This is a genomic window from Streptomyces sp. NPDC036815, from assembly GCF_055609205.1.
This window is the reverse complement of the sequence record NZ_JBVJPW010000002.1, coordinates 224,170-247,890: the sequence shown is the minus strand read 5'-3', so window position 1 is coordinate 247,890 and position 23,721 is coordinate 224,170. Positions and strand designations below refer to the sequence as shown.

The window sequence follows — 23,721 nt, the reverse complement described above, 5'->3', positions numbered from 1 at the left end:
CGAGTGCAAATGGGGTTGGGGCGCGTGAGCGCGGTGGAGGGCTCACCCCACCGGAATGGGCCATACGTTCGAATGTGCGCGCTGCGGAGGCCGGGGCGGGCCATTAGCTTGACTGGCATGGACTACGCAGAGCAGGACACAGGGGGCGGATACGCGGAGGGCGTGCCCTGCTGGGCCGACGCGATGCTCCCCGACGTCGCGGGCGGCAAGCGGTTCTACGGTGAGCTCTTCGGGTGGACCTTCGACGCGGGCGCGGGCGAGGAGTACGGGCGGTACGCCCAGGCGTACCGCGACGGCCTGCCCGTCGCCGCCCTCGCTCCCAAGGCCGACGGCCGCATGCCCACCGTATGGACGGTGTACCTGGCGACGCCCGACGTGGCCGCCCTCGCCGGGCGCATCAAGGCCGCGGGCGGCTCGATGATCACGGAGGCCAGGCCGGTCGGGCCGTTCGGGACGATGGGCCTGGCCGCCGACCCCGAAGGCGCCGTCTTCGGGCTCTGGCAGGCCGGCACGCACCAGGGCTTCAGCGAGCGGCAGCGGCCCGGCTCGTACTGCTGGACCGAGGTCTACTCGCGGGACAAGGAGCTGGTCGACCCCTTCTACGAGGGCGTCTTCGGATACGGCGGCGTCGACCTCGACCTCGACGGCGAGGACTTCCGCGTCTGGTCGCCCGCGGGTGCCGAGCCGGGTCCGGACACGGCGATCGGGGGCCGCAGTCTGCTCCCCGCGGCCGGGACCTCCGGGGGCTCCGGCGCCCTTGACCGGTACCGCCCCGCGCGGATGCCCGCGCACTTCCTCGTCTACTTCGGCGTCGACGACGCCGACGCCGCGGCCGCCACGACGACCCGGCTCGGCGGCCGCGTCCAGGCGCCGCCCTCCGACACCCCGTACGGCCGCGTCGCGGTCCTCACGGACAATCAAGGGGCGACGTTCGCCGTCCTCCAGGACTGAGAACCCGTGTCCCGGGGGCCCGAACGGGCGCCCTGCGGTGATCAGAGGTGGGGTTTTGTCCGGAGACACCCCGATCCCGCCCCGGGTTCGCAACGACCGGCTCGGACAGGAAGAATCAGGGTGCGTGCCGCCGTAGCGGCTCGGTGGTGAGACGCTGCACGGGGCTGTCCTCTCGACGGCCGCGTACGGGGAGGTGGCAAGGCAAGTGGTGGATCAGCTGACGCAGCACGATCCGAGGCGGATCGGCCCGTTCGAGGTCCTCGGCCGACTTGGTGCCGGTGGCATGGGACTGGTCTATCTCGCGCGCTCCGCGTCGGGGCGACGCGTGGCGATCAAGACGGTGCGGACCGAGCTCGCCGAGGACCAGCTGTTCCGTGTCCGCTTCACGCGCGAGGTCGAGGCCGCCCGCGCCGTGTCCGGCTTCTACACGGCCGCCGTGGTGGACGCCGATCCGCGGGCCGCCGTGCCCTGGCTCGCCACGGCGTACGTCCCCGCGCCCTCCCTCGAAGAAATAGTGAATGAACACGGGCCGCTGCCCACCCAGGCGGTGCGCTGGCTGGCGGCGGGCGTGGCCGAGGCCCTGGAGTCCATCCACGGCGCGGGCCTGGTCCACCGTGACCTCAAGCCGTCCAACGTCCTGGTCGTCGAGGACGGGCCCCGCGTCATCGACTTCGGCATCGCGTCCGGCGTCTCCAACACCCGGCTGACCATGACGAACGTCGCCGTCGGCACGCCCGCGTACATGTCGCCCGAGCAGGCCAAGGACTCCCGCAGCGTGACCGGCGCCAGCGACGTCTTCTCGCTCGGGTCCACCCTCGTCTTCGCGGCCACCGGGCATGCGCCGTTCCACGGCGCCAACCCCGTCGAGACCGTCTTCATGCTGCTCAGAGAGGGTCCCGACCTCGAAGGGCTGCCCGCCGAGCTGCGCCCCCTCATCGAGTCGTGCATGCAGATGGAGGCCGCGCTCCGGCCCACCCCCGCCGACCTCCAGGCCCAGCTCGCACCCCACCTCTTCGCCTCCGAGAGCGCCGACAACGACGACAGCGGCACGGCCTCCGCGTGGCTGCCCGAGCGGGCCGTCGCGCTGATCGAGGCCCGCCGCGGCGGCCGCCCGCCCGCCCGGGTGCCCGCGTCCGCCGGCCGCAGCGGCGGCCGGGGCGCGGCGCCCGCCGCCTCCGTCACCGCGCCGCCGCCCCCGCAGCAGCCGCCGCCCGCCCCGTCCAGGGCACCCTTCGGCGGCATGCCCGACGCGGGTCCGGTGCGGCTCGCCGGGGCGAAGGTGCCGATCGGGCCCGGGCCGCGGGTGGCCGACGCCCGCGGCCCCGGCGCTGTGCCCCGCGACTCCGGACTCGCCGCCTCCTGGTCGCGCTCCTCGACCCACCGGGCCGGCGGCAACGGCGTCGACCCGGCGGCCGCCGCGGTGCCCGCGCCCGCCCCCGCGCCCGACGCGAGCCCCGCGTCGTGGCGGCCGTGGCGGTTCCGGATGTCCAACGACGTCTGGGGCACCCCCGCCGTCGCGGGCAACCTGGTCTACGTCACCTCCTTCGAGGTGCACGCCCTCGACGTCGGCACGGGACGCCGCAGCTTCAAGACGCGGGACGTCGCCTGGTCCATGGCGGTCGCGGACGGCCGCATCCACGCCTCCGACGGCCCCACGCTCTACGCCCTCGACAGCGCCGACGGCTCCGACCTCTGGCGCCTGTCGACCGACGCCTGGGTGTACTCCCTCCAGGCCGACCGCGGCACGGTCGTCACGGGCACGCGCGGCGGCGGCGTCCAGGCCTGGGAGGCCGTCAACGGCGAGAAGCTCTGGGAGATCACCGGCGCCCAGACCGACTTCGAGACGCCCGAAGCCGGGCCGCTCGTCATCGACGGCACGGTCTACGTCTGGAAGGGCGCCCGGCTGCGGGCGCTCGAAGCGCGCACCGGCGACGAACGCTGGTCCTACCCCGTGGGCGACGCGGCCTCCTGCGGCGGCGTGCCGGTACGGCTCAGCCAGGCACAGGACGGCTACGTGTACGTGGCCGCCGGCACCCGCGTCCTCGCCATCGACGTGATCAGCGGCCACGTCCGCTGGCACTTCGAGGCACCGGCCGCCTTCCTCTGCCCGCCCGCCTTCGCGCCGGGACCCGCCGTGACGGGCGGCGGCGTCTACCTCGCCGACTACCTCGGCACGGTCTACGCCCTCGACGCGACGGACGGCCGCGACCGCTGGCGCATCGCCACGGAGTCCCGCTCCTCGATCGAACCGGTCCTCGTCGCGGACGGCCACGTCCACGTGGGCAGCGGCAAGGGCCTCTACACCCTCGACGCGGTCACGGGCACGCCGAAATGGCGCTTCCAGGCGGGCGGCGAGGTCGTCGGCGCGCCCGTCGTCGCCGACCGGCGCATCCACTTCGGCTCCACGGACCACCTGCTCTACACCCTGAAGGCGGACGACGGCCGCCTGCGCTGGAAGCTGGCCACGGGCGGGGAGATCACCGGGGCGCCGGTCGTGCGGGACGGCGTCGTCTACGCGTGCAGCAAGGACCGGTGCGTGTACGCGCTGGACGCGGAGCGGGGTACGGGGACGTCGCCCAGGTAGCGGCGCCTGGCCGCCGTCCGGTCACCGCTCCGGGGGATTGGGGGGCTTCGGCGGCTGGTGGTCCTGGTGGTCCTGGTAGGGGGCAGGGGCCTGGTCCTCGTACGGGTACGGGGGCGGTTCCGGCCGCGCCCCGTACGGGTAGGGGTGCGGTTCCCGCGCCCCGTACGGGTGCGGCTCCGGGTCCGCGTACGCGCCCGAGGCCGGTTCCGCGGCCGCCGGTTCCACGGCCTCCGGTTCCCGGCGTCCGCGCCCCCGCGCCCGGGAGCCGCGCCGCGCGCGTCCGCTCATGAGGACCGCGGCCAGCAGCAACAGCACGCCGCCGCCGAGACTGCCCAGCAGCCCCTGGCCCAGGCCCGAGCCGTCCCCCGCGACGGTCAGCTCGCCCGCCGCCTGGCCCTGCCGGACCATCCACAGCACCGTGAAGCCGAGGACGACCACACCCGCGAGCGCCACCAGGAGCCGGGACCGCAGCACCAGGCCGATCAGGGTGAGCAGCGCCGCGAAGGCGAACGGTAGGAAGAGGGAGGCGAACAGTTCCGCCCCCGCGCCCGTGATGCCCCCGCCGGAGAACAGCTCGTCGATGCGGAAGTCACGCCCGTGACGGCCGTCGTACCAGGCTCGGAAGGGGCTCCATACGGCGGCCGTCGCTCCGATGAGAGCGAGGACCGACCCGACGACGTTGCGGATCATGGCGGGCTGCCTCCTGTGCGTGCGTCTCGCTCTGCGCATCCGTGCGCGGCTCGCATCCGTACGCGGCTCTCAAGATCGACGCTACGCCGGGTGCGTGACCCTCGCCAGGCGGCGGACCGGCCCCCATGGACGAGGAGGAGCGAGCTGCCCTCCGCCCGCGGCTGTGCCCGCGGCGCGGGTGAGGGTGGTGCGTGGGGGCGTCACCTTGTACGGAAGTCACTGCCTCGGCGGGTCGTGAACAGGGCCGCCTGGCGGTCCGGTGGCAGGTTTCCCAGCGTGATCAGGTGCGGCGCGTGGGCCAGCGCCTGGGTGCGGGCCGCCTCCCGCGCCGACCAGAGGGCCCGCACGGTGCCCTGCACCGCCTCGGTGGGGTACGAGGCGATGGTGGTGGCCGCCCGGACGGCGGCCGTCAACGCGCCGCCCGTGGGCGTCAGTTCGGAGACCAGGCCCGTCTCGTACGCGCGGCGCGCGGAGACCCGCTCGGCCGTGCCCATCAGGGCCATTCTCGCGACCTCGCCGAACGGCATGCGCTGCGCCATGTGGATCGACTCGTACGCGCTGACCATCCCGTAGGTGGTGTGCGGGTCGAAGAACGTGGCGTGCTCGTCGGCGACGACGAACTCGGCCTCGCCGATGAGGTAGAAGGCGCCGCCGCACGCCATGCCGTTGACCGCGGCGATCACCGGCTTCCAGAGGTCGTTCGCCTTCGGGCCGATCGTGAGCAGCGGATCGTCGATCGTGAACGGGGAGGTGGGCTGGGGGACCTCCGCGGTGCGGTCGATGCCGGTGCAGAAGGCCTTCTCGCCCGCCCCCGTCACCACCACGGCGCGGACGGCGTCTTCGTAGCGGAACTGCCGCCAGGCGGCGGCCAGTTGGGTGGCCGTGTCGAGGTCGATCGCGTTGTGGCGCCGCGGGCGGTCCAGGGTGAGGACCGCCACGCCCGTGTCCTTGTCGACCGCCGTGCGCAGCCCGGCCCCCGGTGGCGGTGTCACGGCCGCTCCAGGACCCAGCGCGGCACGACGACGCCGCCGACGTCCGCGAAGACGGCCTGCACCTTCGCGCCGATGCGCAGCCGTTCCGGGGGGACGGAGTTCAGGGCGGCGTCGGGGGCGGTGACGAGGTTGCCGACGAGGCGGATGCGGGGGGCGTCGGCGAGTTCGACGACGATCGCGTTGTAGCCGGGCTGTGCGGCGTAGGCGGGCAGGAGGGGCGGGTGCGGGAAGACGTAGGACCAGATGCGGCCGCGGCCGCTCATCCTGCGCCATTCGCTGTCGAAGGACTGGCAGTGGGGGCAGCAGGGTCTGGGCGGGAAGCGGAGTGCGCCGCAGGGGGTGCAGGCCTGTATGCGGAGTTCGCCTCGGGCGGCGTGGGTCCAGAAGGGGGCGCCGTCGTCGTCGGTGGTGGGGGTGAGGAGGGCTTCTGTCGGGGTCGCGTCTGTCATGTGGGTGTCCCTGTCCCTGTCCCTTGCCGGGTGCGGGTCTTGTTGTGGTTGTTCGCGCGGTTCCCCGCGCCCCTTGAGGGGTTCGGTGTCGGGTGCGGGTTCGTCGTGGCTGGTCGCGCAGTTCCCCGCGCCCCTGGAAGCGCAGTCCCTGCGCGCCTCGAAGCACAGCCTCTGCGCCCCTGAGGGCACCGCCTCCGCGCCCCTTACGGGGACCGCAGCAGTACTGCTGACGTGGGGACTCCCTCGCCCGCCGTCACCAGGCACGTCGACGCGTTCGGGACCTGGGCCGTGCTCGTGCCGCGGAGTTGTTTCACGCCCTCGTTGATGAGGTTGAAGCCGTGGACGTACGCCTCGCTGAGGCCGCCGCCTCCGGTGTTGATCGGCAGGCGGCCGCCGCTCTCCAGCGCGCCGCCCTCCGTGAAGGCGCCGCCCTCGCCCCGGCCGCAGAATCCGTAGCCCTCCAGGGAGAGCGGGATGAGCGGGGTGAACGCGTCGTAGATCTGGGCGACGTCCACGTCCTGCGGGCCGAAGTCCGCCTGTTTCCACAGGTGTCGGGCCGCCGTCCAGGCCGGTCCCGAGAGCGGGTCGTCGTTCCAGTAGTTGACCATGCCGTGGTGCTGGGCGGGCAGGCCCTGGGCGACGGAGTGGACGTACACCGGCCGTTGCCGGCAGTCGCGCGCCCGCGCGGCCGGGACGATCACGCAGGCCAGCGCGCCGTCCGTCTCCAGGCAGTTGTCGAAGAGGCAGAGCGGCTCACTGATCCAGCGGGACGTCATATACATGTCGCGGGTCAGCGGGCGTTCGTACATCATCGCCGCCGGGTTCTGGTTGGCGCGGTTGCGGCAGGCGAGGGCGACGTTGAAGAGGTGGTCGCGGGTCGTGCCGTACTCGTGCATGTGGCGGCGGGCCAGCATGGCGATCTCGTCGGCGGGGCGGAGCAGGCCGAAGGGGCGGGTCCACTGGGCGGGCGTGGGGAGCTGGACCGCGGTGTTCTTCCAGGGGCGCGGTCCGCTGCCGCGCTTGCGGGAGCGCCAGGCGACGCCGACGGACGCCTGTCCGGTGGCGACGGCGGCGGCGAGGTGGGCGACGGTCGCGCACGAACCGCCGCCGCCGTAACCGACCTTGCTGAAGAAGGTCACGTCGCCCGCCCCGACGGCCTTGGCGACCTCGACCTCGTCGGTCTCCTCCATCGTGTACGAGGCGAAGGCGTCGACCTCGGACGGGGGGATGCCCGCGTCGTCGAGCGCGGCGACGATCGCGCGGCACGCCAATTCCTTCTCGCTCTGCGGGAGTTGTTTGGCGAAGGGGGTCTGTCCTATCCCCACGATCGCTGTAGCGTCCTTGAGTGAAGCCATGGGCAGCGGCACCTCCGGATTGCGGGCCCTGTTGCGGTCCGACGCCATGCCGCAGGCGTGTCCGGCCTGCTGACAGGGCGTCAGGCTACCGCTAATCTGACGGGTAGTCAGCTACATGTCGGGAGGGGCTTGCGATGCGCGGCGACCTGGAGTGGGGGAGCATCCCGGGACTGGTGCGGGCGGCCGCCGAGCGGTACGGGCCGCGCGAGGCGGTCGTCGAGGGCCGCACCCGCGTCTCGTACCGGGAACTGGGCGAGCGCGTCGAGCGGGCCGCGGCCGCCTGCATGGCCAACGGCGTCGAACCCGGCGACCGCGTCGCCGTCTGGGCGCCGAACACCCTCGACTGGATCGTCTCCGCACTCGGCGCGGTCTCGGCCGGCGCGGTCCTCGTCCCCCTCAACACCCGCTTCAAGGGCGCGGAGGCGGCGTACGTCCTGGCGCGCAGCCGCGCCAGACTCCTCTTCATCACGGGCACGTTCCTCGGCACCTCCTACGTCGCCTCGCTGCGGCGCGCGGCGGCCGAGGGCCCCGGGGACGGCCCGCTGCCCGGCCTGCCGCACCTGGAGCAGGTCGTCGTGCTCTCCGACGACGCCCCGCAGTCCTTCCGCACTTGGAAGGACTTCCTGGCGAGCGGCGACCCGGTGTCCGGCGGGGCGGTCCGCACCCGCGCCGAGTCGGTCGACGGCTCCGTGCCCTCGGACATCATCTACACGTCGGGCACCACGGGCCGCCCCAAGGGCGCCGTGATCACCCACGCCCAGACGCTGCGCTGCTACGACGTGTGGAGCGACCTGGCCGGGCTGCGCGAGGGCGACCGCTACCTGATCGTGAACCCGTTCTTCCACACCTTCGGCTACAAGGCGGGCGTCATCGCCTGCCTCATGCGGGGCGCGACGATGGTCCCGCAGCCCGTCTTCAACGTCGACACCGTCCTCGCCAACGTCGCCGCGGAACGCATCTCGGTCCTGCCGGGTCCGCCCACCCTGCACCAGTCGATCCTCGACCACCCCGCGCGCGACCAGCACGACCTGTCCGCGCTGCGGCTCGTGGTGACCGGCGCCGCGGTGGTGCCGCTGCGGCTGGTGGAGCGGCTGCGGGCGGAGCTGCGCATCGCCACCGTCCTGACGGCGTACGGCCTCTCGGAGGCGAGCGGCATCGTCACGATGTGCCGGCGCGGCGACCCGGTCGAGGTCGTCGCGGCGACGTCGGGGCGCGCCATCCCCGACACGGAGGTACGGGTGGTGACGGCCTCGGGGGAGCCGCTGGCACCGGGCCACCCGGGCGAGATCCTCGTCCGCGGGCACCACGTCATGCAGGGTTACTTCGAGGACCCGGCGGGGACGAAGCGGTGCGTGACGCCCGACGGGTGGCTGCGCACGGGCGACGTGGGCGTCCTCGACGCCGAGGGCAACCTCCGCATCACGGACCGGATCAAGGACATGTTCATCGTCGGCGGCTTCAACGCCTACCCCGCCGAGATAGAGCAGCTCCTCGGCACGCACCCCGACGTGGCGGACGTCGCGGTGATCGGGGTGCCGGACCCGCGGCTCGGCGAGGTCGGCAAGGCGTACGTGGTGCGGCGCCGGGGGTCCCTCGTGACGGCGGACGACCTGATCGCGTGGGCGCGCAGGGAGATGGCGAACTACAAGGTCCCGCGCGCGGTGGAGTTCGTGGCGGAGCTGCCGAGGAACGCGAGCGGGAAGGTGGTCAAGGGGGAGCTGCGGGGGCGCGCTACTGGCCGGCCGCGCTGAGGGCGGCCCGTTCGGCCGCGCTGCACTCCACGCAGAACTCGTTGCCCTCCGGGTCGGCGAGGACGACCCAGCCCCGCCCGTTCGGACGGCGCCGGTCGTCGACCTGGGTCGCCCCGAGCGCGAGGAGCCGCTCGACCTCCGCGTCGCGGCCGCGGTCCTGCGGCTGGAGGTCGACGTGCAGCCGGTTCTTGACGGTCTTGCCGTCCGGCACGGTCACGAAGAGCAGCGTGAGGCCGGCCGCCCTCACCTGGGCCTCGGGGTCGCCGGGGAAGTCGTCGTCGGCGAGCTCGCCGCCGAGGACCTCGGCCCAGAACGCCCCCTGGCAGTAGGGGTCTTGGGCGTCGAACGTGAGGTGGCGCACGAGAGAGGTCATGGCCGGACTATCGACGGAACGGACGCTCCTGTCCACCCGGTATCCGCCCGGTATCCGCCCGGCGCCGGGTCCTCAGTGCCCGGTCGGGGGCGTGACGCAGCCGGTCTCCGGGTAGGGCCCGGTGGCCTGCGCGCCGTAGTTCGTCTCCTGGACGAAGGCGGTGACGCAGGCGCCGTCCCCTACGTAGAGCCCGATCATCGCGCCCTCGGGCGTGACGTCCTCGCCGTTCTCGTCACGGGAGTACATCTCCCGCACGTCGAGCTCGCCGCCGAGGAGCTCACCCCCGCTGGTCGTCTCGCGGATCTCGTACCCGAGCCTGCCGGTGAGCTCGGCGCGCACGCTCTCCGGGTCCCATTTACGCTGCCGCCAGAGCCGCTTGAGGACGGGCTCCATGCGGGCGGCCTCGGTCTGCGCGGCCTTCTCGTCCGCCGCGGACATCTCACCGGGGCGGCGGTAGGCGTTGTTCTCGCGGTTGTGGGGTGCGCCGTCGACGACTCCGGGTTCCACGTAGGGGGAGGCGCCGGGGGAGACGCCGGAGGAGGTGGGGCCGGGGGCGGAGGGCGTGGCGGAGGGGGCGGCCGAGGGCGTCCCGTCGGGGGTCCCGGCGGCGGTGGCCGGGTGGCGCCCCTCCTCGTCGCCGCAGCCGGTGAGGGCTAACGCGGCGCCGAGCAGCAGCGCGGAGGCGGCGAGGCGTCTTCGGTACGGCGTCGTCGATGAGGTGACCATGTTCATGACTGTGCCACGGGCGTGCCGAGCCCCGGCAACGGCTCCGCGGGCGACTCTGCAACGATTGCGCGATGCACCCCGCACGACCGGACTCCCGCCCCCACTCCCACCCTGGCCCCCGCCCTCGGATCCTCTTCGTCACGGATCTCGCCTACGAAGCGAAGGGCCGCCGCTACTGCGACGAGGACATCCACCTCACCGCCCGCCTCCGCGAGGACTTCGACGTGGCCCTGTGCCACCCGCTGGACGCGGCGCGCCTGATGGAGACCGGCGCGTTCGACACGGTCATGGTCCGCAACAGCGGCCCCGTCCTCAACTACCAGGCGGCGTGGGACGACTTCAGGGAGCGGGCGGCGCGCGGCGGCTTCCGCGTCCACAACCAGCTGACCGGCAGGGCCGACATGGTCGGCAAGCAGTACCTGCTCGACCTCACGGCCGCCGGCTACCCCGTGATCCCCACGGTCGACGACCCCGGGGAGGTGGACCGCCTCCCGGTGACGGACACGTACGTGGTCAAGCCGAAGGCGGGCGCGGACTCGATAGGCCTCGAGTTCGTGCCGAGGGGCCGCTTGGCGGCCCTCGCGGACGCGTCCCGGGGGCCCGGCGGCTCCGGGATCCTGATCCAGCCGCGCATCGACTTCACGTACGAGGTCTCATTCTACTTCGTCGACCGCACCTTCCAGTACGCCCTGCACGCCCCCGACCCGGCCCGCCGCTGGGACCTGCGGCGCTACGAGCCCACGTCCGCCGACCTCGCCTTCGCCCAGCGCTTCGTCGACTGGAACGCGATCGAGCACGGGATCCAGCGCGTCGACGCGTGCCGTGCGCCGTCCGGCGAACTGCTCCTGGTCGAGCTGGAGGACCTGAACCCGTACCTCTCCCTGGACCTCCTCGACGAGGAGACGCGGGACGCGTTCGTCGCGGCGGTGAAGACGTCCCTGGCGGCGCACCTGTCGCTCTGACGTCCGGACGCACGAGGTCTGCGGCCGCGATACCGCTTCCGCGTCGGGCGTTCGGCGCAGTGGCCCTGGTGCGGTGTCCGGTCTTCCGCGCCGCGCCGGTCGGGCCTAGCCTCACAGGGGAGAAGAGTCCGCGGCGGTTCCGCGAGCGCGGTGGCCGCCGCTCTCCCCAGTCCCGGGACCCCGGACGTGACGGTTTCCCCTTTCCCTTCGACGAGGGAGTGGTGCCGATCCGATACGGGGTCCGTTCCGGTGGCATGCCCCACGACCTGGGCCCGATCCGTACCGGCCAACCGTGGATCGTGGACGGCCGGAGCTGTGCCACCGACATGAACAGCTCCGGCCTGCGCCCTTGCGGCCGGTTCCGAACCGGGGCGCTCCCGCACGCCCCGGTGCCGCAAGGGCCGTCGACCACGTACATACGTATGTGGTGCTTTCGGTTGTTCTCCATTGAACGACGGGCGGGGCGCTACGGGAAGGCTTGTGCACGGGCCGGTTGGCCGGGGGCAGCGGAACGGGGCCGAGCGGTGTGCTCGGCCCCGTTGGGGTGGTGCGTGGTCCGGCCCTGGGTCAGTCCTGCGACGGAGCGGGTACGTGCCCGTCGCCCAGCGGGCCGGTGGGGGCGTGGCTGTCCTGCGCGACGATCGGCGTGTGGCTGTCACCGGGCGGGCTCGGGGCGTGGCTGTCGGCGAGTGCAGGGGCCGCGGCTCCGCCTGCGGTGGCCGCCGCGATGGCGGCGCTGACGAGGAACCTCTTGGCGCGTGTCATTCCAACTCCTCTGACGGGGTGGACTTGCAACGTCGAACGACCTTACTGACGAGGCGACCGAACGTTCGATTCCGCCGACGGCGGGGCGTGCGCGTGGTCCCTCTCCTGGTACCCGGTTCTGGACATGCGTCGGCCGCGGCGGCTTCCCCTCCGCGCCGCCGCGGCCGACCCCCGTCGGAAATGAAGTCTTTAGGCGTCCGTGGCCGGCGGGGCCGGCTGGTGGCTGTCGTCCAGGAGAGCCGGGGGCGCCGGCTGGTGGCTGTCGCCCAGGGTCGTGATCTTGCCGTCCTTGGGCGGGGCGGGCTGGTGGCTGTCCCCCATGGTGGTGATGTCCTGCTTCTTCGTGGCGTCGCTCATGGTCGTACTCCCATGGAATAGACGGTTCGCTGGGGCAGAACGCCCATTCGGCAACTCCCCCGAGGGTCGCCGAACGGGCGTTCCAGGGCCGCTCACCTTATCTGTGAGGCCCAAGGCGACCCGTCTGCCCCCCGACGCGACGGATCGTTGAGTAGAGAGTGGCATCAGCCCATAAACGTTCGATGAACGCCCCGAGCGTCCTCCGTCAGGCCGCCGCGATCGGATGCAGGAGTTCCCGGACTTCCTCCGCCTCCGCCGTTCCCGCGCCGCTGTGCAGGGCCAGTGCTTCGAGCCAGCAGGCCCGGGCCCGGTCGACCTGCCCGAGGCTGTCGAGGGACCTGCCCAGCAGGGTCAGCACGTTGGCGCGCATCCAGTCGCCCCCGATGCACCCTGTGGTGAGGGCCTGCTCCGCGTGCTGTGCCGCCTGGGCCGGACGACGGTCCGAGAGGTGGACGTGCGCGATGCGGTAATGGGTGGTCCCCTCCCACAGTCGCTGACGGTTCTCCGCGAACACCACCAAGGCCTGGTTGAGCTGGTCCAGCGCCTCCGAGAAGCGCTTCGCGTGGGTGAGGGCGATTCCGAGGGCGTACCGGGCGTTGGCGAGGCGGAAGGTGAGACCGAGCTCGTCGTAGATGGCCATCCCCTGCCTGACGAGCTCGATCGCCGCTGAGGTGTGGCCCATCGAGTCGAGGCTTCGGGAACGGTTGCACAGGGCGCTGGCTTCGCCCGGGCGGTTGCCGTCCGCGCGGAACGCTTCGATCGCCGTGACCAGGAACGCCTCGCCCGCAGCGTGCTGGTTCATGCAGTTCGCGATGATCCCCTGCTCGTTGGGCGCGTTGCCGCAGGTCCAGGGGTCACCCGACTCCCTGCCGAGTTCCGCGGCGCGGCGCGCTTCCGCCGCGGCCCGCTCGAAGCGCCCCGCGTTGTTGAGGACTTGGGTGAGCGTGACCCTCGCCCGGCCCTCCGCATGCGCGTCCCCCAAGGACGCGGCCGCGTCCCGCGCGGCCGAGGTGGCCAGTTCATAGCGGAGTGAACTCGCCCCGGACTCCGTCAGGTCCTTGGACGCAAGGAGCAGGTCCACCGCCCGCCGCAGCGTCCGCGGCCCCAGGGACTGCTGCACGCACGCCAGGATGCAGGCCGCCTCCGAGTGGAGCCAGTCCAGGGCCTTCGTGTCGTCCGTGAAGTCCTGGCCCGCGTGTCGCGTGACCTCCAGGTGGTCCACCGTCCGGTCCCCCGGCCGCTCGATCGCATAGACCCGCGCCGCCGACGCCAGATAGAAGTCAAGGAGCCGCGACATCGCCGCGTCCCGCTCGCTCGGGGGCTGTTCGTCGCGTTCGGCGCACGAACGCGCGTAGAGGCGTACGAGGTCGTGGTAGCGGTAGCGGCCCGGTGCCGCCGACTCCACCAGGGACGTGTCGACCAGGGATTCCAGGAGGTCCTCGGTCGCGTCGAGCGGCAGGTCCAGGACCGCCGCTGCCGCCGCGAGGGAGAGGTCGGGGCCGTCCGCGAGGCCGAGGAGGCGGAACGCCCGCGCCTGGGCCGGCTCCAGCTGGCCGTAGCCCAGTTCGAACGTCGCCTTGACCGCGAGGTCGCCCGCCTGGAGCTCGTCCAGGCGGCGCCGCTCGTCGGCGAGCTTCGCCGCGAGCGTGGAGACCGTCCAGGTGCGGCGCGCCGCCAGGCGGGACGCCGCGATCCGGATGGCGAGCGGCAGGAAGCCGCACGCCGCCACCACGTCCAGGGCCGCCTCGCGCTCCGAGGTGACGCGCTCCTCGCCGACGATGCGGGTGAAGAGCAGGAGTGCCTCCTCGGGGGACATCACGTCGAGGTCCACCAGGTGCGCGCCCGCCAGGTCCACCATGCGCACCCGGCTCGTCACCAGGGCCGCACACCCCTCCATGCCCGGCAGCAGCGGCCTGACCTGCGCCGCGTCGCGGGCGTTGTCCAGGAGGACGAGGACCCGGCGGCCGTCGAGGACCGAGCGGTACAGGGCCGCGCGCTCCTCCAGGGAGTCCGGGATCGCCGAGTCGGCCGTGCCGAGGGCGCGCAGGAACGCGCCGAGGACCGTCTCCGGCTCCGCCGCCCGCGCGCCCGCGCCCTGGAGGTCCACGTACAGCTGGCCGTCGGGGAAGTGGGTCCGGGCCGCGTGGGCGACGTGCACGGCGAGGGTCGTCTTGCCCACGCCGCCGATGCCCGCGAGCGCGGAGACCGCCATCACCCGGCCCTCGGCGCTGGAGAGGATGTCGCTCAGCTCGTCCACGAAGGAGCCGCGGCCCGTGAAGTCGGGGACCGTCGCGGGCAGCTGCGCCGGGCGCACCACCGTCGCCGCCGGTTCCTGGGCGGGGGCGGAGGGCTCCGCGAGGCCGGGGTCGGCCTGCAGGATGCGCTGCTGGAGTTCCTTCAGACCCGGGCGCGGGTCCACGCCGAGCTCGTCCGCGAGCAGGCGCCGCGTGTCCGCGTACACGGCCAGGGCCTCGGCCTGGCGGCCGCTGCGGTACAGGGCGAGCATCAGGAGTTCGCGCAGCCGTTCCCGCAGCGGGTGCGCCGCGGTCAGGGCGGTCAGCTCCGAGACCGCCTCCGCGTGGCAGCCCTGTTCGAGGTCCATGTCCAGGCGGGTCTCCAGGAGCTGCAGGCGCCATTCGTCGAGGCGGGTGCGCTGGGTGTCGGCGTAGGGCCCGGGGACGTTGGCCAGGGGCTCGCCGTCCCAGAGGTCCAGCGCCTGGTTGACCAGCGTGCGCGCCTGGCACAGGTCGCCGGTGCTGCGGGCCTTCTCGGCGGCCGCCCAGAGGTCTTCCGCCGCGGCCAGGTCCAGGGCGCCGTCGACCGCCTGGATCGCATAGCCCCCGGACTCGCTGACGAGGACTCCCGGAGGCAGCACCTTGCGGAGCCGGGACGCGTACGTACGTACCGCTGCCAGTGCCTGCGAGGGCGGCTCCTCGCCCCAGAGGGCGTCGATCAGCTCCGCGGCCGTGGCCGTACGGCCGTCCCTCAGCAGGAGGGCCGCGAGCAGCGCCCGCTGCTGCGGGGAGCCGGTGTTGAGCTGTTCCGTGCCGTGCCACGCGCGCACCGGTCCGAGCACGCTGAAGCGCGACGCCGGGACCTCGGGGGGGTGCCCCTCGGTCCGCTCCTCGGGGGTGTTCCCCGAGGCCGGACGCCGCTGCTCCGGTACTCGCGGTACATCGACCATCGCTCCCCCTGCCGCCCTGCCGTTCCCGATCCTGCCGGTCGCGGGTCTGCCCGCCCGCGTGGTGCTCCGTACATGCCGCTCGGTTCTTGCTCCCCGCCAGTTTGCCTTGTTCATGGCGGATGCGTCAGCCGTGCGAGACGGCTCTCACAGGGTCCTCGCACGACATTCCGCATCGCTTTCCCGCCACGGGAGGCGGCCGGGTGGCCGAGGGGCGTCGGCCGGGTGGCGCCGGGGTCACCCGGAGCGTCCGCGTACGAGTAGCTGACGGGTCGTCAGATCGGCGCTACCGTGGGCCACATGGAGACCATGGAGAGCCCGGAGACCTTCCCGAAGATCATCTCGGTGGACGACCACACGGTCGAACCTCCCCACGTCTGGCGGGACCGGCTCCCGTCCAAGTACCAGGACCGCGGGCCCCGCGTCGTCCGCGCGCCCCTCAGGGAGATGACGTTCCTGGGCGGGAAGTTCGCCCCGGTGATGGGGGCGAAGGGGGAGGAAGGGCCCATCGGCGACTGGTGGATCTACGAAGACCTGCACCGGCCGCTCACCCGCCTCGACACTGCTGTCGGGTACGACAGGGACGAGATCAAACTGGAGGTCATCACCTACGAGCAGATGCGGCCGGGCTCCTTCAGCGTCCCCGACCGCCTCGCCGACATGGACGTCAACCACGTCCAGTCCGCCCTCTGCTTCCCCACCTTCCCGCGCTTCTGCGGGCAGACCTTCACCGAGGCCAAGGACCGGGAGCTCGCGCTCCTCGCCGTCCAGGCGTACAACGACTGGATGGTGGAGGAGTGGTGCGGGCCCGAGGCCCACGGCCGCCTCATACCCCTCACCCTGATCCCCCTCTGGGACGCCGAGCTCGCCGCCGCGGAGGTGCGCCGCAACGCCGCCCGCGGGGTGCGGGCCGTCGCCTTCTCCGAGATCCCGCCCCACCTGGGGCTGCCGTCCATCCACACCGACGAGTGGGACCCCTTCCTGCGCGCCTGCGACGAGACCGGCACGGTCGTCGCCATGCACATCGGCTCGTCCAGCAGGATGCCCTCCACCTCCGCGGACGCGCCGCCCGCCGTCGGCTCCACCATCACCTTCGCCAACTGCTGCTTCTCGATGGTCGACTGGCTGATGAGCGGCAAGTTCGAACGCTTCCCGCACCTCAAGATCATGTACGCGGAGGGGCAGATCGGCTGGATCCCGTACATCCTGGAGCGCGCGGACGTCGTCTGGGAGGAGAACCGGGGGTGGGGCGGCGTCGCCGACAAGGTCACGCGACCGCCGTCCGAGCTCTTCGCCGAGCACGTCTACGGGTGCTTCTTCGACGACGCGTTCGGCCTGAAGAACCTCGATTCCATCGGGGTCGGGAACGTGCTCTACGAGACGGACTACCCGCACTCCGATTCCACGTGGCCGAAGTCCCGGCAGGTGGGGGAGGAGCAGATGGGGCATCTGGAGGGGGGCGTGGTGGACCGCATCGTGCGCCGCAATGCGATTGACCTGCTCGGTCTGAGTGCGGAGGGGTTGTGGGGCGGGGCTTAGGGGGTGGGGGCTAGGGGGGTGGGGGTTTGTTCTGCTTTGCCCGTGGCGGTACGAACAGGACCGCCGCTCCGCGACGGATTTATCCCACCCACCCACCCGTTTGCCCCGCGATGTGCGGCGGGAGTAGGGGCGGGTGGGCGGGGGTTTGCCCCCGCTGGGCCGTCTGCGGGAGCGGGGTTCCCCCCGCCGGGTTGCCCGCGGGAGCCAGGCACCCCCACCGGCCTGTCTGCCGCCGACCGGCCCGAGGGGACGTGGGGGTATGTGCGAACGGAGCACCGAGCATGCTCTGGCGTCTTTGTCCGTGCAGCGCGACGCAGGGATAGCGAGTACGCACATACCCCCGCGGCCCCGCCCCACCCACCGCACACAAGGCACCCCCACTCAACGCCCAGCCGCCCACACCTCCCCCCCCCCAGAAGCACACAAGGCGCCCCCGCCACAGCGCAGCCGCCCACGCCCCCGTCGACACCCCAGTGGAGACGCCATGCTCGTTCACGGAATGCAGCTTCCGATCCAGTCGCAGAGTTCCCTGTACGCCGAGGAGTGGGAAGCCACCGCCACCCCCGAAGACCTCGCCGAGATCGCCCGTACCGCCGACCGCGAGCGCTTCGACTACATCGCGAGCTGCGACCACGTCGCCATCCCGCGCCGTCTCGCCGACGCGATGAGCACCGTCTGGTACGACCCCGTGGCCACGCTCTCCTTCCTCGCGGGCGTCACCGAGCACGTCCGCCTGATGAGTCACGTCGCCATCGTCGGCCTGCGCCACCCGCTCCTCTCCGCCAAGCAGTACGCGACCCTCGACCGGCTGAGCGGCGGCCGGCTGATCCTCGGGGTCGGGGCGGGACACGTACCGGAGGAGTTCGAGGTGCTCGGCGTCGACTTCGAGCGGCGCGGCGCCCTGCTCGACGAGACCGTCGACGCGCTGAAGGCGGCGCTCGGCCCGGACGAGTACCCCGAACACCACGGCGCGCGCTTCGACTTCAGCGGGCTCGGGCAGCGGCCGCGCCCCGCCCAGGCCCGCGTGCCCATCTGGGTCGGCGGCTCCTCGCCCGCCGCCGTGCGCCGCGCCGCGACCCGGGCCGACGGCTGGCTGCCGCAGGGCGACCCGCGGGACGAGCTGCCCGCGCAGATCGCGCGGCTCAGGGGGCTGCGGGAGGAGGCGGGGATCGAGGAGCCGATCACCGTCGGGGCGATCACCGAGGCCCTCTACGTGGGCGACCCCGGCCGGCCCGTGGGCCGCCGCACGCTCACCGGCAAGCCCGATGCCATCGCCGAGTCCCTGCGGGAGTACGCGGCGATGGGCGTCGACCAGATCCAGGTGCGGTTCCGCAGCCGGAGCCGTACCGAACTGACCGACCAGATGGCGGCGTTCGCCGCGGACGTGGCGCCGCACCTCAATGAGTAGACGCAGAGCTCACGACCAGTGCAGACCTCAACGACCAGCAGGGAGCACCGCATGGGCAAGCTGGACGGCCGTGTCGTCATCGTGACCGGCGCGGCACGCGGGCAGGGAGAGCAGGAGGCGCGGCTCTTCGTGGCGGAGGGCGCCAAGGTCGTCGTCGCCGACGTGCTCGACGAGCAAGGGGCGGCGCTCGCCGCGGAGTTGGGCGGGGAGTCGGCGGCGTACGTCCATCTGGACGTCGGGGAGGAGGCGGACTGGCAGCGGGCCGTGGCCACCGCGAAGGACACGTTCGGGAAGATCGACGGGCTCGTCAACAACGCGGGGATCCTGCGGTTCAACGAGTTGGTCAGCACCCCGCTGGAGGAGTTCGAGCAGATCATCCGGGTCAACCAGATCGGCTGCTTCCTCGGCATCCGCAACGTCGCGCCCGAGATCGCGGCCGCCGGCGGGGGCACGATCGTGAACACCGCCTCGTACACGGCGCTCACGGGCATGGCGTTCGTCGGCGCGTACGCCGCGACCAAGCACGCCATCCTCGGGCTGACCCGGGTCGCCGCCCTGGAGCTCGCGGGACGGAACATCCGGGTCAACGCGGTCTGCCCGGGTGCGGTGGACACCCCCATGACCAACCCGGCGCAGCTCGACCCGACCGCCGACCCGGAGGCGGCGCGTGAGGCGGTCGGGGGGCTGTACAAGAAGCTGGTGCCGCTCGGGCGGATCGGGCTGCCGCAGGAGGTGGCCGCGCTGGCGCTCTTCCTGACCGGGGACGACTCGGCGTACATCACCGGGCAGCCGTTCGTCATCGACGGCGGCTGGCTCGCGGGAGTCAGCATCGTCTGACCCGGCTCCGCCCGGTTCCACGTTCCTGACGCCGTATCAGCTATTGACGCCCCATCGCGCCGGTGGAACAGTCGACGCATCACGATCTGACGGGTCGTCAGAAACCGTCAGAACCTCACGAGGACGGTGAACCTCCTTGGAATTCGGTCTCTTTGTACAGGGATACGTGCCCGCCCAGCGGGCCAAGGTCGACCCCGAAGCGGAGCACAAGGCGCTCATCGAGGAGACCGAGTACGTCATCCAGGCGGACAAGTCGGGCTTCAAGTACGCCTGGGCCTCCGAGCACCACTTCCTGGAGGAGTACTCGCACCTCTCCGCGAACGACGTCTTCCTCGGGTACCTCGCGCACGCCACCGAGCGCATCCACCTGGGCTCGGGCATCTTCAACCCGCTCGCGCCCGTCAACCACCCGGTGAAGGTCGCCGAGAAGGTCGCCATGCTCGACCATCTCAGTGCGGGACGCTTCGAGTTCGGCACGGGGCGCGGTGCCGGTTCGCACGAGATCCTCGGCTTCATGCCGGGCATCACGGACATGAACCACACCAAGGAGATCTGGGAAGAGACCATCGCCGAGTTCCCCAAGATGTGGCTCCAGGACGAGTACGTCGGCTTCCAGGGAAAGCACTGGTCGCTGCCGCCCCGCAAGATCCTGCCCAAGCCGTACGGGAAGTCGCACCCGGCCATGTGGTACGCCGCCGGGTCCCCGCCCTCGTACGCGATGGCGGGCAAGAAGGGGCTCGGGGTCCTCGGCTTCAGCGTGCAGAAGGTCTCCGACATGGAGTGGGTCCTCGAGTCCTACAAGTCGGCCGTCAAGGAGGCCGAGGCCATCGGCGACTTCGTCAACGACAACGTCATGGTGACGTCGACGGCGATCTGCGCGGAGACCCACGCGAAGGCGGTCGAGATCGCCGTCAGCGGTGGGCTGAACTATCTGCAGTCCCTGCTCTTCCGCTACCACGACACCTTCCCGCGCCCCGAGGGCATTCCCCAGTGGCCCGAACTCCTCCCCGAATACACCGAGGAGATCATCGAGCTGCTCATCGCCGAGGAGCTGATGATCTGCGGCGATCCGGACGAGGTCCTCACCCAGTGCAAGCGGTGGGAGCAGGCGGGGGCGGATCAGCTCAGCTTCGGGCTGCCGATCGGGATCTCGCCCGAGGACACGAAGAACACGATCAAGTTGATCGGTGAGCATGTGATTCCGAAGATCGATACGGATCCGGTGCACCGGACTTCTCGGTTCCGGTCCGCTGCGGGGGCGTGAGTCCTTCTCTCTGAGCCGCCCCGGCTTCCTCTCCCGGACGGAGGCCGGGGCCCTCGCCGGGCGGGCGGCGGTGTTTGGTGGTTGCCGTCGCGGGGCTCTGCCCCGGGCCCCGTTGTCGCCCTGCGGGCTCGTCCTCAAGCGCCGGACGGGCTGATTATTCCGGGTCGTCCTCAAGCGCCGGGCCCGCTGGGTGTTCCCCGCTCGTCCTCAAGCTTCGCGTCGGACGGGCTGATTGTCGTCGATCCACCTGTTCGCCTTCGCCTTCGCCTGGAAGGGACGTCATGCTCGATCACCTCATCAAGGGTGCGACCGTCGTCGACGGGACCGGTGCCCCCGCCTTCGTCGCCGATGTCGGGATACGGGACGGGCGCATCGCCCTCATCGCCGAGCCCGGTGCCGTCGGCGAGGAGGCGCGGGGGAGTGAGGACGCGCGGGGGCGGGTGCTCGCGCCCGGGTTCGTCGATCCTCATACGCATTACGACGCCCAGCTCTTCTGGGACCCGTACGCGACGCCCTCCCTCAACCACGGCGTGACGACGGTCGCGGGCGGCAACTGCGGGTTCACGCTCGCGCCGTTGAACCCGGAGCGGCCCGGTGACGCCGACTACACGCGGCGGATGATGTCGAAGGTCGAGGGCATGTCGCTGGTCGCCCTCGAGGAGGGGGCACCCTGGACGTGGAGTTCGTTCGGGGAGTATCTGGAGGCGCTCGACGGGCGCATCGCCGTCAACGCCGGGTTCATGGTGGGGCACTGCGCGCTGCGGCGGTACGTGATGGGCGCGGACGCGGTCGGCGGGCAGCCGTCCGGTGAGCAGATGGAGGAGATGCTGCGGCTCTTCCACGAGGCCATGGACGCGGGGGCCTGGGGGCTTTCCACCACGCAGTCGTCCTCGCACTCGGACGGTGACGGGCAGCCGGTGGCCTCACGGCACGCCCGGCCCGCGGAGCTGCTCGCCCTCAGCCGTGCCGTCGCCGAGCACGAGGGGACCCAGCTCGAAGCCATCGTCGCCGGGTGTCTCGATCAGTTCAGCGACGACGAGATCGAACTGTTCGTGGAGATGAGCGCGGCGGCGGGCCGGCCGCTCAACTGGAACGTGCTCACCATCGACGCCGCGGTGCCCGAACGCGTGCCCCGCCAGCTCGTGGCGAGTGAGCGAGCCCGCAAGGCGGGCGGCCGCGTCGTCGCGCTCACCATGCCGATCCTCACGCCCATGAACATGTCGCTCGGCACGTTCTGCGCCCTCAACCTCATCCCGGGCTGGGGCGACGTGCTCGGCCTGCCCGTGGGCGAGCGGATCGCGCGGCTGCGGGACCCGGACGTCCGTGCCGGGATGCTGCGGCGTGCGGGCAGCAAGGAGGCGGGCGTCTTCCGGCGCCTGGCCCGCTTCGACCGGTACGTCATCGGAGACACGTACTCCGCGGCGAACGAGGGGCTCACCGGGCGGGTGGTCGGGGACATCGCGGCCGAGCGCGGGCAGGAGCCGTTCCACTGCCTCGTGGAGATCTGCGCCAACGACGGGCTGCGGACCGTGCTGTGGCCCATGCCCACCGACAACGACCCGGACTCCTGGGCCCTGCGCGCCGAGACCTGGCAGCACGAGGACGTCATGCTGGGCGGCTCGGACGCGGGCGCGCATCTGGACCGCATGTGCGGGGCCCCGTACACGACCCGGTTCATCGGGGACTGCCTGCGCGGGCGGCAGCTGATGGGTCTCGAACAGGCCGTGAAGATGCTCACCGATGATCCCGCGCGGCTCTTCGGGCTGCGCGAGCGCGGGCGGATCGTCGAGGGGTTCCACGCCGATCTGGTGCTCTTCGATCCCGAGCGGATCGACGCGGGCAAGGCCACCCTCGTACACGATCTGCCCGGCGACAGCCCGCGCCTGGACTCCAAGGCGATCGGCGTCGAGGCGGTCTGGGTCAATGGGGTCGAGGCGATCCGCGGGGACGTGGTGACGGGCGCCGTGCCGGGCAAGGTCCTGCGCTCCGGGCGCGACACCAGGACGGTGAGCACCAGGTGAGCGGGTCCGCGCGGGCCCGGCGGCTCTTCATCGGCGGCGAGTGGACCGAGCCCGACGGCGGGCACTACGAGGTGGTGGACCCGGCGACCGAGGAGGTCGTCGGGCTCGCGCCCGAGGCGAGCGCCGCGCAGGTGCACGCGGCGACGGCGGCGGCGCGGGAGGCGTTCGAGGGGTGGTCGCGGACGAAGCCGGAGGAGCGGGCGGCGATCCTGGAGCGTACGGCCGCCGTCCTGCGGCGGGACTTCGACGCGTACGCGGAACTGGCCGGGGCCGAGAGCGGCGCGACGACCGCCACCGCGCGCGGCATGCAGGTGGCGGTGGCGGTGGCGCGCTTCCAGCGGTACGCGAAGGGGGCGCTCGAACCCGTCGAGCAGGGCCTGCCGCCGCAGATCAGCGACGCCGGGCCGTTCGGGAGGGCCGGGGTCGTGGGGGCGCTCGCCGTCCGGCAGCCGGTCGGTGTCGTCACCTGCGTCACCTCGTACAACAACCCCTGGGCGAACCCCGCGGGCAAGGTGGCGCCCGCCCTCGCGATGGGCAACACGGTCGTCGTGAAACCGGCGCCGCAGGACCCGCTGTCGGTGTACGCGATGGCGGCGGCGCTCGCGGAGGCGGGGGCCCCGCCGGGCGTGGTGAACGTCGTCTCGGGCACGGACGTGGCCGTCGGCGAGGCGGCCGTCGCCTCCCCGCACGTCGACATGGTGAGCTTCACCGGCTCCACGGCCGTGGGGCAGCGCATCGGCGAGGTGTGCGGCCGCGACATGAAGCGGCAGCTGATGGAGCTGGGCGGCAAGGGCGCGGCGATCGTCCTGGACGACGCAGACCTGGATGCGGCGGTGGCGGCCGTCGGTACGACGTTCTCCTTCTACAGCGGGCAGATCTGTACGGCGCCGACCCGCGTCATCGTGCAACGCGGCGTGTACGAGCGGGTGGTGGAGAAGCTCGCCGCCTACGCCGGGTATCTGAAGGTGGGTGATTCGCGCGAGCGGGGCACCGTCGTCGGGCCCGTCATCTCGGCGGCCCACCGCGACCGGATCGAGGCGTACGTCGAAGCGGGGCGCAAGGAAGGGGCGCGGCTCGTGGTGGGCGGTGAGCGTCCGGCGTCCGCGAAGGGCTTCTACGTCGCCCCGACCGTCCTGGCCGACTGCACCAACGACATGCGGGTGGTCCGCGAGGAGATCTTCGGGCCGGTCGTGGCCGTGGTCCCCTTCGACGCCGAAGGGCCCGAGGAGGCCGAGGAGACGGCCGTCGCCCTCGCCAACGACAGCGACTACGGCCTCATCGACTACGTGTGGTCGGGCGACGTCGCCCGCGGCTTCCGCGTGGCCCGCCGGCTGCGCGCGGGCGGCGTCGGCGTGAACACGATCGGCCGGAACATGGAGGCGCCGTTCGGCGGCTTCAAGAAGAGCGGGGTGGGGCGGGACGTGGGGTCGTACGCCCTGCACGCGTACAGCGAGCTGCAGTCGATCGTCTGGCCGGGGTGAGGGAGCGCCTCACCCCGGCAGGGGTGTGGCAGGGG

19 protein-coding genes are annotated in these 23,721 nt (G+C 72.4%); 10 read left to right on the top strand and 9 right to left on the bottom strand.

All coding sequences use genetic code 11. From position 1 onward, the window contains the following. Nucleotides 1–117: 117 nt before the first annotated feature. Nucleotides 118–951: a VOC family protein gene (locus tag ACZ69I_RS07335; RefSeq protein WP_470830877.1), complete on the top strand. Its 834-nt coding sequence runs from the start codon at nucleotides 118–120 to the stop codon at nucleotides 949–951. A 205-nt stretch (nucleotides 952–1,156) separates the two neighbouring features. After that, nucleotides 1,157–3,535, top strand: a complete 2,379-nt coding sequence (gene afsK / locus ACZ69I_RS07330) for a protein serine/threonine kinase AfsK (protein WP_470830876.1) — start codon at nucleotides 1,157–1,159, stop codon at nucleotides 3,533–3,535. A 21-nt stretch (nucleotides 3,536–3,556) separates the two neighbouring features. Here the strand turns inward: afsK and ACZ69I_RS07325 are convergent, their stop codons facing one another. From ACZ69I_RS07325 to ACZ69I_RS07310, 4 genes are all read right to left on the bottom strand, one after another. Further along, nucleotides 3,557–4,225, bottom strand: a complete 669-nt coding sequence (locus ACZ69I_RS07325; RefSeq protein WP_470830875.1) for a hypothetical protein — start codon at nucleotides 4,223–4,225, stop codon at nucleotides 3,557–3,559. A 200-nt stretch (nucleotides 4,226–4,425) separates the two neighbouring features. Further along, nucleotides 4,426–5,217, bottom strand: coding sequence for an enoyl-CoA hydratase/isomerase family protein (locus ACZ69I_RS07320; protein WP_470830874.1), 792 nt, complete (start codon nucleotides 5,215–5,217; stop codon nucleotides 4,426–4,428). Beyond that, a complete protein-coding gene (locus ACZ69I_RS07315; RefSeq protein ID WP_470830873.1) occupies nucleotides 5,214–5,666 on the bottom strand; it encodes a Zn-ribbon domain-containing OB-fold protein in 453 nt (150 codons plus the stop codon). The genes ACZ69I_RS07320 and ACZ69I_RS07315 overlap by 4 nt, the downstream gene beginning before the upstream one ends. 203 nt (nucleotides 5,667–5,869) lie before the next feature. After that, nucleotides 5,870–7,021, bottom strand: a complete 1,152-nt coding sequence (locus tag ACZ69I_RS07310) for a lipid-transfer protein (protein WP_470830872.1) — start codon at nucleotides 7,019–7,021, stop codon at nucleotides 5,870–5,872. A 134-nt stretch (nucleotides 7,022–7,155) separates the two neighbouring features. Here ACZ69I_RS07310 and ACZ69I_RS07305 point away from each other — a divergent pair, with 134 nt between their 5' ends. Continuing rightward, entirely contained in the window at nucleotides 7,156–8,772 is a 1,617-nt protein-coding gene (locus ACZ69I_RS07305; RefSeq protein WP_470830871.1) for a FadD3 family acyl-CoA ligase, read from the top strand. Here the strand turns inward: ACZ69I_RS07305 and ACZ69I_RS07300 are convergent. Both ACZ69I_RS07300 and ACZ69I_RS07295 read right to left on the bottom strand, forming a co-directional pair. Further along, nucleotides 8,753–9,145: a VOC family protein gene (locus tag ACZ69I_RS07300; protein ID WP_470830870.1), complete on the bottom strand. Its 393-nt coding sequence runs from the start codon at nucleotides 9,143–9,145 to the stop codon at nucleotides 8,753–8,755. The two genes, ACZ69I_RS07305 and ACZ69I_RS07300, sit on opposite strands and share 20 nt — an antisense overlap. Before the next feature lie 72 nt (nucleotides 9,146–9,217). Further along, a complete protein-coding gene (locus ACZ69I_RS07295; RefSeq protein WP_470830869.1) occupies nucleotides 9,218–9,871 on the bottom strand; it encodes a hypothetical protein in 654 nt (217 codons plus the stop codon). A gap of 71 nt (nucleotides 9,872–9,942) precedes the next feature. On the opposite strand from ACZ69I_RS07295, the gene ACZ69I_RS07290 reads away from it, so the two are divergent. Then, nucleotides 9,943–10,833: a hypothetical protein gene (locus tag ACZ69I_RS07290; RefSeq protein WP_470830868.1), complete on the top strand. Its 891-nt coding sequence runs from the start codon at nucleotides 9,943–9,945 to the stop codon at nucleotides 10,831–10,833. A gap of 567 nt (nucleotides 10,834–11,400) precedes the next feature. On the opposite strand, the gene ACZ69I_RS07285 is transcribed toward ACZ69I_RS07290, so the two are convergent. From ACZ69I_RS07285 to afsR, 3 genes are all read right to left on the bottom strand, one after another. After that, nucleotides 11,401–11,598, bottom strand: a complete 198-nt coding sequence (locus ACZ69I_RS07285; protein WP_470830867.1) for a hypothetical protein — start codon at nucleotides 11,596–11,598, stop codon at nucleotides 11,401–11,403. A gap of 189 nt (nucleotides 11,599–11,787) precedes the next feature. Further along, complete coding sequence (locus ACZ69I_RS07280) at nucleotides 11,788–11,955, bottom strand: sigma-like protein (RefSeq protein WP_467672533.1); 168 nt, start codon at nucleotides 11,953–11,955, stop codon at nucleotides 11,788–11,790. A 205-nt stretch (nucleotides 11,956–12,160) separates the two neighbouring features. After that, nucleotides 12,161–15,139 (bottom strand): SARP-family global regulator AfsR, encoded by a 2,979-nt coding sequence (gene afsR, locus ACZ69I_RS07275; protein ID WP_470830866.1) that lies wholly within the window; start codon nucleotides 15,137–15,139, stop codon nucleotides 12,161–12,163. A gap of 306 nt (nucleotides 15,140–15,445) precedes the next feature. On the opposite strand from afsR, the gene ACZ69I_RS07270 reads away from it, so the two are divergent. The 6 genes from ACZ69I_RS07270 (at nucleotide 15,446) to ACZ69I_RS07245 (ending at nucleotide 23,686) form a co-directional block, all read left to right on the top strand. After that, nucleotides 15,446–16,675, top strand: coding sequence for an amidohydrolase family protein (locus tag ACZ69I_RS07270; protein ID WP_467673037.1), 1,230 nt, complete (start codon nucleotides 15,446–15,448; stop codon nucleotides 16,673–16,675). Nucleotides 16,676–17,159: 484 nt separating this feature from the next. After that, on the top strand, nucleotides 17,160–18,083 hold the full coding sequence (locus ACZ69I_RS07265; RefSeq protein WP_470830865.1) for an LLM class F420-dependent oxidoreductase: 924 nt from the start codon (nucleotides 17,160–17,162) through the stop codon (nucleotides 18,081–18,083). A 51-nt stretch (nucleotides 18,084–18,134) separates the two neighbouring features. Continuing rightward, nucleotides 18,135–18,920, top strand: a complete 786-nt coding sequence (locus ACZ69I_RS07260; RefSeq protein WP_470830864.1) for an SDR family NAD(P)-dependent oxidoreductase — start codon at nucleotides 18,135–18,137, stop codon at nucleotides 18,918–18,920. 136 nt (nucleotides 18,921–19,056) lie between these two features. After that, nucleotides 19,057–20,184: an LLM class flavin-dependent oxidoreductase gene (locus tag ACZ69I_RS07255; protein ID WP_470830863.1), complete on the top strand. Its 1,128-nt coding sequence runs from the start codon at nucleotides 19,057–19,059 to the stop codon at nucleotides 20,182–20,184. Between the two features lie 281 nt (nucleotides 20,185–20,465). Next, on the top strand, nucleotides 20,466–22,205 hold the full coding sequence (locus ACZ69I_RS07250) for an N-acyl-D-amino-acid deacylase family protein (protein ID WP_470830862.1): 1,740 nt from the start codon (nucleotides 20,466–20,468) through the stop codon (nucleotides 22,203–22,205). Beyond that, entirely contained in the window at nucleotides 22,202–23,686 is a 1,485-nt protein-coding gene (locus tag ACZ69I_RS07245) for an aldehyde dehydrogenase family protein (RefSeq protein WP_470830861.1), read from the top strand. Before ACZ69I_RS07250 ends, ACZ69I_RS07245 begins: the two co-directional genes overlap by 4 nt. The last annotated feature ends 35 nt before the right edge of the window (nucleotides 23,687–23,721 follow it).

Bases quoted from the DNA above. Each gene is read 5' to 3' on its own strand.
- ACZ69I_RS07265 (WP_470830865.1), top strand. From the start codon at position 17,160: ATGCTCGTTCACGGAATGCAGCTTCCGATCCAGTCGCAGAGTTCCCTG.
- ACZ69I_RS07270 (WP_467673037.1), top strand. From the start codon at position 15,446: ATGGAGAGCCCGGAGACCTTCCCGAAGATCATCTCGGTGGACGACCAC.
- afsR (WP_470830866.1), bottom strand. From the start codon at position 15,139: ATGGTCGATGTACCGCGAGTACCGGAGCAGCGGCGTCCGGCCTCGGGG.
- ACZ69I_RS07290 (WP_470830868.1), top strand. From the start codon at position 9,943: ATGCACCCCGCACGACCGGACTCCCGCCCCCACTCCCACCCTGGCCCC.
- ACZ69I_RS07310 (WP_470830872.1), bottom strand. From the start codon at position 7,021: ATGGCTTCACTCAAGGACGCTACAGCGATCGTGGGGATAGGACAGACC.
- ACZ69I_RS07300 (WP_470830870.1), bottom strand. From the start codon at position 9,145: ATGACCTCTCTCGTGCGCCACCTCACGTTCGACGCCCAAGACCCCTAC.
- ACZ69I_RS07250 (WP_470830862.1), top strand. From the start codon at position 20,466: ATGCTCGATCACCTCATCAAGGGTGCGACCGTCGTCGACGGGACCGGT.
- ACZ69I_RS07335 (WP_470830877.1), top strand. From the start codon at position 118: ATGGACTACGCAGAGCAGGACACAGGGGGCGGATACGCGGAGGGCGTG.
- ACZ69I_RS07295 (WP_470830869.1), bottom strand. From the start codon at position 9,871: ATGGTCACCTCATCGACGACGCCGTACCGAAGACGCCTCGCCGCCTCC.
- ACZ69I_RS07280 (WP_467672533.1), bottom strand. From the start codon at position 11,955: ATGAGCGACGCCACGAAGAAGCAGGACATCACCACCATGGGGGACAGC.
- ACZ69I_RS07285 (WP_470830867.1), bottom strand. From the start codon at position 11,598: ATGACACGCGCCAAGAGGTTCCTCGTCAGCGCCGCCATCGCGGCGGCC.
- ACZ69I_RS07325 (WP_470830875.1), bottom strand. From the start codon at position 4,225: ATGATCCGCAACGTCGTCGGGTCGGTCCTCGCTCTCATCGGAGCGACG.
- ACZ69I_RS07260 (WP_470830864.1), top strand. From the start codon at position 18,135: ATGGGCAAGCTGGACGGCCGTGTCGTCATCGTGACCGGCGCGGCACGC.
- ACZ69I_RS07305 (WP_470830871.1), top strand. From the start codon at position 7,156: ATGCGCGGCGACCTGGAGTGGGGGAGCATCCCGGGACTGGTGCGGGCG.
- ACZ69I_RS07315 (WP_470830873.1), bottom strand. From the start codon at position 5,666: ATGACAGACGCGACCCCGACAGAAGCCCTCCTCACCCCCACCACCGAC.